This is a genomic window from Streptococcus mitis, from assembly GCF_002096925.1.
In the GTDB taxonomy this organism is placed as follows: domain Bacteria; phylum Bacillota; class Bacilli; order Lactobacillales; family Streptococcaceae; genus Streptococcus; species Streptococcus mitis_AF.
This window is the reverse complement of record NZ_NCVN01000085.1, coordinates 1-16,104: the sequence shown is the minus strand read 5'-3', so window position 1 is coordinate 16,104 and position 16,104 is coordinate 1. Positions and strand designations below refer to the sequence as shown.

Sequence of the window (16,104 nt, the reverse complement as noted above, 5' to 3'; positions counted from 1 at the left end):
TTACATAATAGAAAAGATGTGTTAGTGTAGAATCATGGAAAAATTTGAAATGATTTCTATCACAGATATACAAAAAAATCCCTATCAACCTCGAAAAGAATTTGATGGAGAAAAACTACATGAACTAGCACAGTCTATCAAAGAAAATGGGGTCATTCAACCGATTATTGTTCGTCAATCTCCTGTTATTGGTTATGAAATCCTTGCAGGAGAGAGACGCTATCGGGCTTCACTTTTAGCTGGTCTAACGTCTATCCCAGCTGTTGTTAAACAGCTCTCAGACCAAGAGATGATGGTTCAATCCATCATTGAAAATTTACAGAGAGAAAATTTAAATCCAATAGAAGAAGCACGCGCCTATGAATCTCTCATAGAGAAAGGATTTACCCACGCTGAAATTGCAGATAAAATGGGCAAGTCTCGTCCTTATATCAGCAACTCTATTCGCTTGCTGTCCTTGCCAGAACAGATCCTTTCAGAAGTAGAAAATGGCCAACTATCACAAGCGCATGCGCGTTCGCTAGTTGGCTTGAATAAGGAACAACAAGACTATTTCTTTCAACGAATCATAGAGGAAGGCATTTCTGTAAGGAAGTTAGAAACTCTTCTGACAGAGAAAAAACAAAAGAAACTGCAAAAAAATGATCATTTCATACAAAATGAAGAAGAACAGTTAAAAAAACTACTCGGATTAGATGTAGAAATCAAACTGTCTAAAAAAGACAATGGAAAAATCATTATTTCTTTTTCAAATCAAGAAGAATACAGTAGAATTATCAACAGCCTGAAATAAGGCTGTTCTTTTATTTTCTTATCTCACAAGGTTATCCACTATTTTTTCCAATAAAAAGCTTAATAAATCAACAGTTTCTGATTTTATCCCCAACCTGTGGATAAGACTTGATAACATTGTGGATTATTTTTCACAGCTTGTGGAAAAATCTTTCTATCTATGGTAAAATAAGTCTAGCATTAAACTTTTAGATAGTAAAGGAGGAGAAAGGATTGAAAGAAAAACAATTTTGGAATCGTATATTAGAATTTGCACAAGAAAGACTAACTCGATCCATGTATGATTTCTATGCTATTCAAGCTGAACTCATTAAGGTAGAGGAAAATGTTGCCACTATATTTTTACCACGATCTGAAATGGAAATGGTCTGGGAAAAACAACTAAAAGATATTATTGTGGTAGCTGGTTTTGAAATTTATGATGCTGAGATAACTCCCCACTATATTTTCACCAAACCTCAAGATACGGCTGTCTCACAAGTTGAAGAAGCTACCAATTCAACTCTTTATGACTATAGTCCAAAGTTAGCATCTATTCCTTATTCGGATACTGGATTAAAAGAAAAGTATACCTTTGATAATTTTATCCAAGGGGATGGGAATGTTTGGGCAGTATCAGCCGCTTTGGCTGTTTCTGAAGATTTAGCCTTGACCTATAATCCTCTTTTTATCTATGGAGGACCTGGCCTTGGTAAGACTCACTTACTCAATGCAATTGGGAATGAGATTTTGAAAAATATTCCTGATGCGCGTGTGAAGTACATCCCTGCTGAAAGCTTTATCAACGACTTTCTTGAACACCTGAGACTGGGAGAAATGGAAAAATTCAAAAAAACTTACCGTAGCCTTGATCTCTTGTTAATTGATGATATCCAATCGCTGAGTGGAAAAAAAGTTGCAACTCAAGAAGAATTTTTCAATACTTTCAATGTTCTCCATAGCAATCAAAAACAAATTGTTCTGACTAGTGATCGTAGTCCTAAACACTTAGAGGGACTTGAAGAAAGACTTGTCACGCGCTTTAGCTGGGGATTGACGCAAAACATCACACCACCTGACTTTGAGACACGTATTGCCATTTTACAAAGCAAAACAGAGCATTTAGACTACCATTTCCAAAGTGATACCCTAGAATACCTAGCTGGCCAATTTGATTCAAACGTCCGAGAACTTGAAGGAGCAATCAACGACATCACTTTAATTGCCCGAGTGAAGAAGATTAAGGATATCACAATCGATATCGCTGCCGAGGCTATTCGAGCACGTAAACAAGATGTTAACCAAATGCTCGTCATCCCAATTGATAAAATCCAAAATGAAGTTGGTAACTTTTATGGTGTCAGTGTCAAAGAAATGAAGGGAAGCAGACGCCTTCAAAATATTGTGTTAGCTCGTCAAGTGGCTATGTATTTATCTAGAGAACTAACAGATAATAGTCTTCCAAAAATTGGGAAGGAATTTGGTGGAAAAGACCATACAACAGTCATACATGCCCATGCCAAAATTAAATCTTTGATTGATGAAGATGATAATTTACGTTTAGAAATCGAATCCATCAAAAAGAAAATTAAATAACTTGTGGATAACTTTTACTTTATTATCTTTTTTATCCACATTTTTTAAACAAGCCCAAAAACTTGATATGACTTGTTTAAAGTCTGTTTTCCACAGATTTCACAGACTCTATTATTACTATTATCCTTCTAATACTAAAAATAAATAAAGGAGAATCCATGATTCATTTTTCAATTAATAAAAATTTATTTCTACAAGCCTTAAATACTACTAAGAGAGCTATTAGTTCTAAAAATGCCATTCCTATTTTATCAACTGTCAAAATTGACGTGACTAATGAAGGTGTTACTTTAATTGGTTCAAATGGTCAAATTTCAATTGAAAATTTTATTTCTCAAAAAAATGAAGATGCTGGTTTATTAATTACTTCTTTGGGTTCAATCCTTCTTGAAGCTTCTTTCTTTATCAATGTGGTATCTAGTCTACCTGATGTAACTCTTGATTTTAAAGAAATTGAACAAAATCAAATTGTTTTAACTAGTGGCAAATCAGAAATTACCCTAAAAGGAAAAGATAGTGAACAATATCCACGAATCCAAGAAATTTCAGCAAGCAATCCTTTGGTTCTTGAAACAAAATTACTCAAGAAAATTATCAATGAAACAGCTTTTGCTGCAAGTACACAAGAAAGTCGTCCAATTTTAACAGGTGTTCATTTTGTATTGAGCCAATACAAAGAGTTAAAAACAGTTGCAACAGACTCTCATCGTCTAAGCCAGAAAAAATTGACTCTTGAAAAAAATAGTGATGATTTTGATGTCGTGATTCCTAGCCGTTCTCTACGCGAATTTTCAGCAGTATTTACAGACGATATTGAAACTGTAGAGATTTTCTTTGCCAACAATCAAATCCTCTTTAGAAGCGAAAATATTAGCTTCTATACTCGTTTGTTAGAAGGTAACTATCCTGATACAGATCGTTTGATTCCAACAGAATTTAACACTACAATTACTTTTGATGTGGTAAACTTACGTCAGTCAATGGAGCGTGCTCGCCTTTTATCAAGTGCTACTCAAAATGGTACTGTGAAACTTGAAATTAAAGATGGGGTTGTTAGCGCCCATGTTCACTCTCCAGAAGTTGGTAAAGTAAACGAAGAAATCGATACTGATCAAGTTACTGGTGAAGATTTGACCATTAGTTTCAATCCAACTTATTTGATTGATTCCCTCAAGGCTTTAAATAGCGAAAAGGTGACCATTAGCTTTATCTCAGCTGTTCGTCCATTTACTCTTGTGCCAGCAGACACTGATGAGGACTTCATGCAGCTCATTACACCAGTTCGTACAAATTGAGTGAAAGAGGTTGAGCCTAGCTCGCCTCTTTTATGATATAATCAAAAAAGAAAAAGGAGAACAGTATGTATCAAGTTGGAAATTTTGTTGAGATGAAAAAACCACATGCTTGTACTATCAAGTCAACTGGTAAAAAAGCCAATCGTTGGGAAATTACACGTGTCGGGGCAGATATCAAAATCAAATGTAGCAATTGTGACCATGTTGTCATGATGGGACGCTATGATTTTGATCGAAAAATGAATAAAATTATTGACTAAGAAGCCTTAGTTAGAGGGTTAGCAAGTTTTCCCTTTTTGTGTTATAATATTAGGGATTGAAATGAAAACGGAGAATGAAAAAATATGGCTTTAACAGCAGGTATCGTTGGTTTGCCAAACGTTGGTAAATCAACACTATTTAATGCAATTACAAAAGCAGGAGCAGAGGCAGCTAACTACCCATTTGCGACTATTGACCCAAACGTTGGAATGGTAGAAGTTCCAGATGAACGACTACAAAAACTAACGGAAATGATTACACCTAAAAAGACAGTTCCAACAACATTTGAATTTACAGATATTGCAGGGATTGTAAAAGGAGCCTCAAAAGGAGAAGGGCTAGGAAATAAATTCTTGGCCAATATTCGTGAAGTAGATGCGATTGTTCATGTAGTTCGTGCTTTTGATGATGAAAATGTCATGCGCGAGCAAGGACGTGAAGATGCCTTTGTGGATCCACTTGCAGATATTGATACCATTAATCTAGAGTTGATTCTTGCTGACTTAGAATCAGTGAACAAACGATATGCGCGTGTAGAAAAGATGGCACGTACGCAAAAAGATAAAGAATCAGTAGCAGAATTCAATGTTCTTCAAAAGATTAAACCAGTTCTTGAAGATGGAAAATCAGCTCGCACCATCGAATTTACAGATGAAGAACAAAAAGTAGTCAAAGGTCTCTTCCTTTTGACGACTAAACCAGTTCTTTATGTTGCCAATGTAGATGAGGATGTAGTTTCAGATCCAGATTCTATCGACTATGTCAAACAAATTCGCGAATTTGCAGCGACAGAAAATGCTGAAGTAGTCGTTATTTCTGCGCGTGCTGAGGAAGAAATTTCTGAGTTAGACGATGAAGATAAGCAAGAGTTTCTTGAAGCTCTTGGGTTGACAGAATCAGGCGTTGACAAGTTGACTCGCGCAGCTTATCACTTACTTGGACTTGGAACTTACTTCACAGCTGGTGAAAAAGAGGTTCGCGCTTGGACCTTTAAACGTGGTATGAAGGCTCCTCAAGCAGCTGGTATTATCCACTCAGACTTTGAAAAAGGCTTTATTCGTGCAGTGACCATGTCATATGAGGATCTAGTGAAATACGGTTCTGAAAAGGCTGTAAAAGAAGCTGGACGCTTGCGTGAAGAAGGAAAAGAATATATCGTTCAAGATGGCGATATCATGGAATTCCGCTTTAATGTCTAAAAAATTCAATGAATAATATAAATTAGGTTGGAAAAAAATTCCAACCCTTTTGGCTTTTGAAAGGAAAAATAAATGACTAAATTACTTGTAGGCTTGGGAAATCCAGGAGATAAATATTTTGAAACAAAACATAATGTTGGTTTTATGTTGATTGACCAACTAGCGAAGAAACAGAATGTCACTTTTACACACGATAAGATATTTCAAGCTGACCTAGCATCTTTTTTCTTCAATGGAGAAAAAATTTATCTTGTCAAACCAACGACATTTATGAATGAAAGTGGAAAAGCTGTTCATGCTTTATTGACTTACTATGGTTTGGATATTGAAGATTTACTCATCATTTACGATGATCTTGATATGGAAGTTGGAAAGATTCGTTTAAGAGCAAAGGGTTCAGCAGGTGGACATAATGGTATCAAGTCTATTATTCAACATATAGGGACTCAGGTCTTTAACCGTGTTAAGATTGGAATCGGAAGACCTAAAAATGGAATGTCAGTTGTTAACCATGTTTTGAGTAAGTTTGACAAGGATGATTATATTGGTGTTTTACAGTCTATTGACAAGGTTGACGATGCTGTAAATCACTATTTACAAGAGAAAAATTTTGAAAAAACGATGCAGAGGTATAACGGATAAATGGTATCCTTATTAGATTTATTCTCAGAAAATGATCAGATTAAAAAATGGCATCAAAATTTAACAGATAAAAAAAGACAATTAATGTTAGGCTTGTCAACTTCTACAAAAGCTTTAGCAATTGCTAGTAGTTTGAAGAAAGAAGATAAGATTATTTTATTGACGTCAACTTATGGAGAAGCAGAAGGACTTGTTAGTGATCTTATCTCTATCTTGGGTGAGGAACTTGTCTATCCATTTTTGGTAGATGACTCCCCTATGGTCGAGTTTTTGATGTCTTCACAAGAAAAAATCATTTCACGGGTTGAAGCCCTGCGTTTTTTGAATGATTCATCTAAGAAAGGGATTTTAGTTTGTAATATCGCAGCAAGTCGATTGATTTTACCGTCTCCCAATATATTCAAAGATAGTATTGTAAAAATAACAGTTGGTGAAGAATATGACCAACACGCGCTTATCCATCAGTTAAAAGAGATAGGCTATCGAAAAGTTACACAAGTACAAACTCAAGGCGAATTTAGTCTGCGAGGAGATATTTTAGATATTTTTGAAATATCTCAGTTAGAACCTTACCGAATTGAGTTTTTTGGTGATGAAGTCGATGGTATTAGGTTATTTGAAGTCGAAACACAATTATCGAAAGAAAATCAGACAGAACTTACAATCTTTCCAGCTAGCGACATACTTTTGAGAGAAAAGGATTATCAACGAGGACAGTCAGCTTTAGAAAAACAAATTTCAAAAACGTTATTACCTATTTTAAAATCATACTTAGAAGAAATTCTTTCAAGTTTTCACCAAAAACAAATTCATTCTGATTCACGGAAATTTTTATCTTTGTGTTATGACAAGACATGGACTGTTTTTGACTATATTGAAAAAGTTACCCCACTATTCTTTGATGATTATCAGAAATTGATGAATCAGTATGAAGTCTTTGAAAGGGAGTTAGCACAATACTTTACAGAAGAATTACAGAACAGTAAAGCATTTTCTGAGATGCAGTATTTTGCTGATACAGAGCAAATCTATAAAAAACAGAGTCCGGTTACCTTTTTCTCTAATCTGCAAAAGGGGTTAGGAAATCTTAAGTTTGACCAAATTTATCAATTTAATCAATATCCTATGCAGGAGTTTTTCAATCAATTTTCTTTTCTAAAAGAAGAAATTGAGCGATACAAAAAAATGGATTATACTATTATCCTGCAGTCTAGCAATTCAATGGGAAGTAAAACATTGGAGGATGTTTTAGAGGAATATCAGATTAAATTGGATTCCAGAAATAAGTCAAGTATCTGTAAAGAATCTGTAAACTTAATCGAGGGCAATCTCAGACATGGTTTTCATTTTGTAGATGAAAAAATTCTGGTGATAACTGAACATGAGATTTTTCAAAAGAAATTGAAACGTCGTTTTCGAAGACAACATGTTTCAAACGCAGAGAGATTAAAAGATTACAATGAACTTGAAAAAGGAGATTACGTTGTTCACCATATCCATGGAATTGGTCAATATCTAGGGATTGAAACAATTGAAATCAAAGGGGTTCACCGTGATTATGTTAGTGTTCAATACCAAAACGGCGATCAAATCTCTATCCCAGTGGAACAGATTCATCTACTTTCCAAATACGTTTCAAGTGACGGTAAAGCGCCAAAACTCAATAAATTAAATGATGGTCATTTCAAAAAGGCCAAGCAAAAAGTTAAGAACCAGGTAGAGGATATAGCTGACGATTTAATTAAACTTTATTCTGAACGCAGTCAGTTGAAGGGTTTTGCTTTCTCAGCTGATGATGAGGATCAACATGCTTTTGATGATGCCTTCCCTTATGTTGAAACGGATGATCAACTTCGTAGTGTTGAGGAAATCAAGAGAGATATGCAGGCTTCTCAACCAATGGATCGACTTTTAGTTGGGGATGTTGGTTTTGGAAAGACTGAAGTTGCTATGCGTGCAGCCTTTAAGGCAGTCAATGATCACAAACAGGTTGTCGTTCTAGTTCCGACGACGGTTTTAGCGCAACAGCACTATACGAATTTTAAGGAACGATTCCAAAATTTTGCAGTTAATATTGATGTATTGAGTCGCTTTAGAAGTAAAAAAGAGCAGACTGAAACACTTGAAAAATTGAAAAAGGGTCAAGTTGATATTTTGATTGGAACACATCGTGTTTTGTCAAAAGATGTTGTGTTTGATGATTTGGGCTTAATGATTATTGATGAGGAACAGCGATTTGGTGTCAAGCATAAGGAAACCTTGAAAGAACTGAAGAAACAAGTGGATGTCCTAACTTTGACCGCTACTCCAATCCCTCGTACCCTCCATATGTCTATGCTGGGAATCAGAGATTTGTCTGTTATTGAAACTCCGCCGACTAATCGCTATCCTGTTCAAACCTATGTTTTGGAAAAGAATGATAGTGTAATTCGGGATGCTGTCTTGCGTGAAATGGAGCGTGGAGGTCAAATTTACTATCTTTACAATAAAGTTGACACGATTGATCAGAAGGTTTACGAATTACAGGAGTTGATTCCAGAGGCTTCGATTGGTTATGTTCATGGGCAAATGAGTGAGATTCAGTTAGAAAATACTCTACTGGATTTCATTGAAGGTCAGTATGATATTTTGGTGACAACTACCATTATTGAGACAGGGGTGGACATTCCAAATGCCAATACTTTATTTATTGAAAATGCGGACCATATGGGCTTGTCAACCTTGTATCAGTTAAGAGGAAGAGTCGGTCGTAGTAATCGTATTGCTTATGCCTATCTCATGTATCGTCCAGAAAAATCAATCAGTGAAGTATCTGAAAAGAGATTAGAAGCAATCAAAGGATTTACAGAATTGGGCTCCGGATTTAAGATTGCAATGCGAGATCTTTCGATTCGCGGAGCAGGAAATCTTTTAGGGAAATCCCAGTCTGGTTTCATTGATTCTGTTGGTTTTGAATTGTATTCGCAATTATTGGAGGAAGCTATTGCTAAACGACATGGTAATGGGAACACAAGAACCAAAGGGAATGCTGAGTTGATTTTACAAATTGATGCCTATCTTCCTGATACCTATATTTCTGATCAACGACATAAGATTGAAATTTACAAGAAAATTCGTCAAATTGACAACCGTGCCAACTATGAAGAGTTACAAGAAGAGTTGATGGACCGCTTTGGAGAGTACCCAGACGTGGTAGCCTATCTTTTAGAGATTGGTTTGGTTAAGTCTTATCTTGACAAGGTCTTTGTTCAACGTGTGGAAAGAAAAGATAATAAGATTACAGTACAATTTGAAAAAGTCACTCAGCGATTGTTTTTGGCTCAAGATTATTTCAAATCTTTATCTGCAACGAATTTAAAAGCAGCCATAACTGAGAATAAGGGATTAATGGAAGTTGTATTTGACATCCGAAACAAGAAGGACTATGAAATTTTAGAAGGTCTGCTCATTTTTGGAGAAAGTTTATTAGAGATAAAAGAATCAAAGGAAGCAATTTCCCTTTAACATTTTTCTTCTATAAAAGGGATAAAAATGGTACAATAATAATTTGAGGTAATAAAAATGAGATTAGACAAATATTTAAAAGTATCAAGAATTATCAAGCGTCGTACAGTCGCAAAAGAAGTAGCAGATAAAGGTAGAATCAAGGTAAATGGAATCTTGGCAAAAAGTTCAACGGATTTGAAAGTTAATGACCAAGTTGAAATTCGATTTGGAAATAAGTTGCTACTTGTAAAAGTACTGGAGATGAAAGATAGTACAAAAAAAGAAGATGCAGCAGGCATGTATGAAATTATCAGTGAAACACGGGTAGAAGAAAATGTCTAAAAATATCGTACAATTGAATAATTCTTTTATTCAAAATGAACACCAACGTCGTCGCTATCTGATGAAAGAACGACAAAAACGTAATCGTTTCATGGGTTGGGTTCTTATTTTGATGATTTTATTGTTCATTTTACCAACTTATAATCTTGCTCAAAGTTATCACCAATTACTCCAAAGACGTCAACAGTTATCAGACTTGCAAACTCAGTATCAAACCTTAAGTGAGGAAAAGGAGAAAGAGACAGCTTTTGCTACAAAGTTGAAAGATGAAGATTACGCTGCTAAATACATGCGTGCAAAATATTATTATTCTAAGAATCGGGAAGCTGTTTATACGATTCCTGACTTGCTCCCAAGGTGATAAAATGGAAAATTTATTAGATGTAATAGAGCAATTTTTGAGTCTATCGGATGAAAAACTAGAAGAGTTGGCTGATAAAAATCAATTATTGCGTTTACAAGAAGAAAAGGAAAGGAAGAATGCGTAAGTTCTTAATTATTTTGTTGCTACCGAGTTTTTTGACTATTTCAAAAGTCGTTAGCACAGAAAAAGAAGTCGTCTATACTTCGAAAGAAATTTATTACCTTTCACAATCTGACTTTGGTATTTATTTTAGAGAAAAATTAAGTTCTCCCATGGTTTATGGAGAGGTTCCTGTTTATGCGAATGAAGATTTAGTAGTGGAATCTGGAAAATTGACTCCCCAAACAAGTTTTCAAATAACCGAGTGGCGCTTGAATAAACAAGGGATTCCAGTATTTAAGTTATCCAACCATCAATTTATTGCTGCAGACAAACGATTTTTATATGATCAATCAGAGGTAACTCCAACAATAAAAAAAGTATGGTTAGAATTTGATTTTAAACTGTACAATAGTCCTTATGACTTAAAAGAAGTGAAATCATCCTTATCAGCTTATTCTCAGGTATCAATCGATAAGACCATGTTTGTAGAAGGAAGAGAATTTCTACATATTGATCAGGCTGGATGGGTAGCTAAAGAATCAACTTCTGAAGAAGATAATCGGATGAGTAAAGTCCAAAAAATGTTATCGGAAAAATATCAGAAGGATTCATTTTCTATTTATGTTAAGCAACTGACTACTGGAAAAGAGGCTGGTATCAATCAAGATGAAAAGATGTATGCAGCTAGTGTTTTGAAACTCCCTTATCTCTATTATACGCAAGAAAAAATAAATGAGGGTCTTTATCAGTTAGATACGACTGTAAAATATGTATCTGCAGTCAATGATTTTCCAGGTTCTTATAAACCAGAGGGAAGTGGTAGTCTTCCTAAAAAAGAGGATAATAAAGAGTATTCTCTCAAGGACTTAATCACAAAAGTATCTAAAGAATCTGATAATGTAGCTCATAATATATTGGGTTATTACATTTCAAACCAATCTGATGCCACATTCAAATCCAAGATGTCTGCCATTATGGGAGATGATTGGGATACAAAAGAAAAATTGATTTCTTCCAAGATGGCCGGGAAGGTCATGGAAGCTATTTATAATCAAAATGGATTTGTATTGGATTCTTTGACTAAAACAGATTTTGATAATGAGAGAATTGCCAAAGGTGTTTCTGTTAAAGTAGCTCATAAAATTGGAGATGCGGATGAATTTAAGCATGATACGGGTGTTGTCTATGCAGATTCTCCATTTATTCTTTCTATTTTCACTAAAAATTCTGATTATGATACGATTTCTAAGATAGCCAAGGATGTTTATGAGGTTCTAAAATGAGGGAACAGGATTTTTTCAATCATTTTCTCAAGAAGGGATATTTCAAAAAACATGCTAAGGTGGTGCTGGCTCTTTCTGGTGGATTAGATTCTATGTTTCTATTTAAGGTATTATCTACTTATAAAAAAGAGTTAGAAATTGAACTGATTTTAGCTCATGTGAATCATAAGCAGAGAGTAGAATCAGATTGGGAAGAACAGGAATTAAGGAAGTTAGCTGCTGAAGCAGAGCTTCCTATTTATATCAGCAATTTTTTAGGAGAATTTTCAGAAGCGCGTGCTCGACATTTTCGCTATGATTTTTTTCAAGAGGTCATGAAAAAGACAGGTGCGACAGCCTTAGTCACTGCCCACCATGCTGATGACCAGGTGGAAACGATTTTGATGCGATTGATTCGAGGTACTCGTTTGCGCTATCTATCAGGAATTAAGGAGAAGCAAGTAGTCGGAGAGATAGAACTTATTCGGCCCCTCTTGCATTTCCATAAAAAAGACTTTTCACCAATTTTTCACTTTGAAGATACATCAAATCAGGAAAATCATTATTTTCGCAATCGTATTCGAAACTCTTATTTACCAGAATTAGAAAAAGAAAATACTAGATTTAGAGATGCAATCTTAAGTATCGGAAATGAAATTTTAGATTATGACTTAGCTATAGCTGAATTATCTAACAATATTGATGTGGAAAATTTACAAAAGTTATTTTCTTATTCTGAGTCGACACAAAGAGTTTTACTTCAAACTTATCTGAATCGTTTTCCAGATTTGAATCTTACAAAAGCTCAGTTTGAAGAAGTTAGACAAATTTTAAAAACTAAAAGCCAGTATCGTCATCCGCTTAAAAATGGTTATGAATTAGTAAAAGAGTATCAACAGTTTCGGATTTGTAAAATCAGTCCTCAGTCTGATGAAAAGGAAGATGAACTTGTGTTACACTATCAAAATCAGGTATCTTACCAAGGTTATTTATTTTCCTTTGGACTTCCTTTAGAAGGTGAATCAATTCAACAAATACCTGTTTCACGCGAAACATCCATACACATTCGTCATCGAAAACCAGGAGATGTTTTGATTAAAAATGGGCATAGAAAAAAACTCAGACGTCTATTTATTGATTTGAAAATCCCTATGGAAAAGCGAAAATCAGCTCTGATTATTGAGCAATTTGGTGAAATTGTCTCAATTTTGGGAATTGCGACCAGTAATTTGAGTAAAAACACGAAAAATGATATAATGAACACTGTACTTTATATAGAAAAAATAGATAGGTAAAAAAATGTTAGAAAACGATATTAAAAAAATCCTCGTTTCACACGATGAAATTACAGAAGCTGCTAAAAAATTAGGTGCTCAACTCACTAAAGACTATGCAGGAAAAAATCCGATTTTAATTGGGATTTTAAAAGGATCTATCCCTTTTATGGCTGAATTGGTTAAACATATTGATACACATATTGAAATGGACTTCATGATGGTTTCTAGCTACCATGGTGGAACAGCAAGTAGTGGTGTCATTAATATCAAGCAAGATGTGACTCAAGATATCAAAGGAAGACATGTTCTGTTTGTAGAAGATATCATTGATACAGGTCAAACTTTGAAGAGTTTAAGAGATATGTTTAAAGCAAGAGAGGCTGCTTCTGTTAAAATTGCAACCTTGTTGGATAAACCAGAAGGACGTGTTGTAGAAATTGAGGCAGACTATACCTGCTTTACTATCCCAAATGAGTTTGTAGTAGGTTATGGTTTAGACTACAAAGAAAACTATCGTAACCTTCCTTATGTTGGAGTATTGAAAGAAGAAGTGTATTCAAATTAGAAAGAACAATTTTTAATGAAAAAACAAAATAATGGTTTAATTAAAAATCCTTTTCTATGGTTATTACTTATTTTTTTCCTAGTTACAGCTTACCAGTATTTCAGTACAGGTAGTGTTGCAGGGAAAAGTGAGCAAATTAATTATACAGAATTGGTAAAAGAAATTACCGATGACAATGTAAAAGAATTAACTTACCAACCAAATGGCAGTGTTATCGAAGTTTCGGGTGTCTATAAAAATCCTAAAACAAGTAAAGAAGAAACAGGTATCCAGTTCTTTTCTCCTTCTGCTACAACAGTAGAGAAATTTTCAAGTATTATTCTTCCTTCAGATACTACAGTATCAGAATTGCAAAAACTTGCTTCTGACCATAAGGCAGAAGTAACTGTTAAGCATGAAAGTTCAAGTGGTATGTGGATTAATATTCTTGTATCCATTGTGCCATTCGGTATTCTATTCTTCTTCCTATTCTCTATGATGGGAAATATGGGAGGAAATAATAGCCGTAACCCAATGAGTTTTGGACGTAGTAAGGCTAAAGCCGCAAATAAAGAAGATATTAAAGTAAGATTTTCAGATGTTGCTGGAGCTGAGGAAGAAAAACAAGAACTAGTTGAAGTTGTTGAATTCTTAAAAGATCCAAAACGATTTACAAAACTTGGAGCCCGTATTCCAGCAGGTGTTCTTTTGGAGGGACCTCCGGGAACAGGTAAAACTTTGCTTGCTAAGGCAGTAGCTGGAGAAGCAGGTGTTCCATTCTTTAGTATTTCAGGTTCTGACTTTGTAGAAATGTTTGTCGGAGTTGGAGCTAGTCGTGTTCGTTCTCTTTTTGAAGATGCCAAAAAAGCAGCACCAGCTATCATCTTTATAGATGAAATTGATGCTGTTGGACGTCAACGTGGAGTTGGTCTTGGCGGAGGAAATGACGAACGTGAACAAACCTTGAACCAACTTTTGATTGAGATGGATGGTTTTGAGGGAAATGAAGGGATTATCGTCATCGCTGCTACAAACCGTTCAGATGTACTAGACCCTGCCCTTTTGCGTCCAGGACGTTTTGATAGAAAAGTATTGGTTGGCCGTCCTGATGTTAAAGGTCGCGAAGCAATCTTGAAAGTTCATGCTAAGAACAAGCCTTTAGCAGAAGATGTTGATTTGAAATTAGTGGCTCAACAAACTCCAGGCTTTGTTGGTGCTGATTTAGAGAATGTATTGAATGAAGCTGCTTTAGTCGCTGCTCGTCGCAATAAATCGATAATTGATGCCTCAGATATTGATGAAGCAGAAGATAGAGTTATTGCTGGTCCTTCTAAGAAAGATAAGACAGTTTCACAAAAAGAACGTGAATTGGTTGCCTACCATGAGGCTGGACACACCATTGTTGGTCTAGTCTTATCGAATGCCCGTGTTGTTCATAAAGTTACTATCGTACCACGAGGCCGTGCAGGCGGTTATATGATTGCACTTCCTAAAGAGGATCAAATGCTTCTATCTAAAGAAGATATGAAAGAGCAATTAGCTGGCTTAATGGGTGGCCGTGTAGCTGAAGAAATTATTTTTAATGTCCAAACTACAGGAGCTTCAAACGACTTTGAACAAGCGACACAAATGGCGCGTGCAATGGTTACAGAGTACGGTATGAGTGAAAAACTTGGCCCAGTTCAATATGAGGGTAATCATGCTATGTTTGGAGCGCAAAGCCCTCAAAAATCAATTTCAGAACAAACAGCTTATGAAATTGACGAAGAGGTTCGTTCATTATTGAATGAAGCACGAAATAAAGCTGCTGAAATTATTCAGTCAAATCGTGAAACTCACAAGTTGATTGCAGAAGCATTATTGAAATACGAAACATTGGATAGTACACAAATTAAAGCTCTTTATGAAACAGGAAAGATGCCTGAAACCGTAGAAGAGGAATCTCATGCATTATCTTATGATGAAGTAAAGTCAAAAATGAATGATGAAAAATAACCCCAAGAGAGGCGTGCCCTCTCTTTTTTGTGCAGTTTAGACGGTGTAGGGAACAGAATGGGGAAAAGAACCGAATTAGCTTTTTTTATTTGTTAAACTGTATCTAGAAAGGGGGACGTTATGTTTAAAGAATTGTATAAAGAAGTCCAGGGAATTGTATATAAGAGTAGAAATGAATATTACTTGCATTTATGGGAGTTATCTGATTGGGACCAAGAGGGAATGATTTGCTTACATGAATTGATCAGTAGAGAAGAAGAGCTGGCAGAAGATATTCCTCGTTTACGTAAATACTTCAAAACTAAATTCCGTAATCGAATTTTAGACCATATCCGTAAGCAAGAAAGTCAGAAGCGTAGATATGATAAAGAACCCTATGAAGAAGTAGGTGAGATCAGTCATCGTATAAGTGAGGGAGGTCTCTGGCTAGATGAGTATTATCTCTTTTATGAAACACTAAGAGATTATAGAAACAAACAAAGTAAAGACAAACAAGAAGAGTTAGAACGCGTCTTAAGAAATGAACGCTTCCGAGGGCGTCAAAGAGTATTAAGAGACTTACGTATTGTGTTTAAGGAGTTTGATATCCGTACTCGGTAAGAAGCTATGCAAAAAAAAGAAAAAAACAGAAAAAGTAGTTGACAAGTCTGAAAAAGTCTGTATAATAGTAAGAGTTGAAAACAACTCTGGTCCGTTGGTCAAGGGGTTAAGACACCGCCTTTTCACGGCGGTAACACGGGTTCGAATCCCGTACGGACTATGGTATGTTGCGGCTGGAACACTTGATGAAAAAAGATTAAAAAAGTTTCAAAAAAGTGTTGACAAGCGAAAGCGCCTGTGATATACTAATATAGTTGTCGCTTGAGAGAAGCGAGTGACAAAGACCTTTGAAAACTGAACAAGACGAACCAATGTGCAGGGCACTACAACCAAGGTTGTAGTACTGAACAATGAAAAAACAATAAATC

The 16,104-nt window shown here is 35.4% G+C and carries 15 protein-coding genes and 1 tRNA gene; all 16 read left to right on the top strand.

Features of this window, described 5'->3' with window-relative positions:
- Nucleotides 1–34: 34 nt before the first annotated feature.
- Nucleotides 35–793: a ParB/RepB/Spo0J family partition protein gene (locus B7692_RS09605; protein WP_084930551.1), complete on the top strand. Its 759-nt coding sequence runs from the start codon at nt 35–37 to the stop codon at nt 791–793.
- A 212-nt stretch (nt 794–1,005) separates the two neighbouring features.
- Nucleotides 1,006–2,367, top strand: a complete 1,362-nt coding sequence (gene dnaA / locus B7692_RS09600; RefSeq protein ID WP_084930550.1) for a chromosomal replication initiator protein DnaA — start codon at nt 1,006–1,008, stop codon at nt 2,365–2,367.
- Between the two features lie 158 nt (nt 2,368–2,525).
- Entirely contained in the window at nt 2,526–3,662 is a 1,137-nt protein-coding gene (gene dnaN / locus B7692_RS09595; RefSeq protein WP_084930549.1) for a DNA polymerase III subunit beta, read from the top strand.
- 65 nt (nt 3,663–3,727) lie between these two features.
- Entirely contained in the window at nt 3,728–3,922 is a 195-nt protein-coding gene (locus B7692_RS09590; RefSeq protein ID WP_000285186.1) for a DUF951 domain-containing protein, read from the top strand.
- Between the two features lie 84 nt (nt 3,923–4,006).
- Nucleotides 4,007–5,122, top strand: coding sequence for a redox-regulated ATPase YchF (ychF, locus tag B7692_RS09585; protein ID WP_001218700.1), 1,116 nt, complete (start codon nt 4,007–4,009; stop codon nt 5,120–5,122).
- Between the two features lie 72 nt (nt 5,123–5,194).
- Nucleotides 5,195–5,764, top strand: a complete 570-nt coding sequence (gene pth, locus B7692_RS09580) for an aminoacyl-tRNA hydrolase (protein WP_084930548.1) — start codon at nt 5,195–5,197, stop codon at nt 5,762–5,764.
- Nucleotides 5,765–9,268, top strand: coding sequence for a transcription-repair coupling factor (mfd, locus tag B7692_RS09575; RefSeq protein WP_084930547.1), 3,504 nt, complete (start codon nt 5,765–5,767; stop codon nt 9,266–9,268).
- 57 nt (nt 9,269–9,325) lie between these two features.
- Nucleotides 9,326–9,592: an RNA-binding S4 domain-containing protein gene (locus B7692_RS09570; RefSeq protein WP_001234978.1), complete on the top strand. Its 267-nt coding sequence runs from the start codon at nt 9,326–9,328 to the stop codon at nt 9,590–9,592.
- Nucleotides 9,585–9,953: a septum formation initiator family protein gene (locus B7692_RS09565; protein ID WP_000041905.1), complete on the top strand. Its 369-nt coding sequence runs from the start codon at nt 9,585–9,587 to the stop codon at nt 9,951–9,953. Before B7692_RS09570 ends, B7692_RS09565 begins: the two co-directional genes overlap by 8 nt.
- 4 nt (nt 9,954–9,957) lie before the next feature.
- Nucleotides 9,958–10,080, top strand: coding sequence for an SP_0009 family protein (locus B7692_RS11400; RefSeq protein ID WP_000429334.1), 123 nt, complete (start codon nt 9,958–9,960; stop codon nt 10,078–10,080).
- Nucleotides 10,073–11,341 carry a serine hydrolase gene (locus B7692_RS09560; protein ID WP_084930546.1) on the top strand — a complete coding sequence of 423 codons (1,269 nt, stop codon included), beginning with the start codon at nt 10,073–10,075 and terminating at the stop codon, nt 11,339–11,341. Before B7692_RS11400 ends, B7692_RS09560 begins: the two co-directional genes overlap by 8 nt.
- Nucleotides 11,338–12,615, top strand: coding sequence for a tRNA lysidine(34) synthetase TilS (gene tilS / locus B7692_RS09555; RefSeq protein ID WP_084930545.1), 1,278 nt, complete (start codon nt 11,338–11,340; stop codon nt 12,613–12,615). Before B7692_RS09560 ends, tilS begins: the two co-directional genes overlap by 4 nt.
- 4 nt (nt 12,616–12,619) lie before the next feature.
- Nucleotides 12,620–13,162 (top strand): hypoxanthine phosphoribosyltransferase, encoded by a 543-nt coding sequence (gene hpt / locus B7692_RS09550; RefSeq protein WP_049535534.1) that lies wholly within the window; start codon nt 12,620–12,622, stop codon nt 13,160–13,162.
- A gap of 15 nt (nt 13,163–13,177) precedes the next feature.
- The gene (gene ftsH / locus B7692_RS09545; RefSeq protein WP_033684689.1) at nt 13,178–15,136 is read left to right on the top strand and encodes an ATP-dependent zinc metalloprotease FtsH; all 1,959 of its coding nucleotides are present in this window, start codon (nt 13,178–13,180) and stop codon (nt 15,134–15,136) included.
- 120 nt (nt 15,137–15,256) lie between these two features.
- Entirely contained in the window at nt 15,257–15,736 is a 480-nt protein-coding gene (locus tag B7692_RS09540) for a transcriptional regulator (RefSeq protein WP_084930544.1), read from the top strand.
- Between the two features lie 88 nt (nt 15,737–15,824).
- Nucleotides 15,825–15,896: transfer RNA gene (locus B7692_RS09535), tRNA-Glu, on the top strand.
- Nucleotides 15,897–16,104 lie beyond the last annotated feature (208 nt).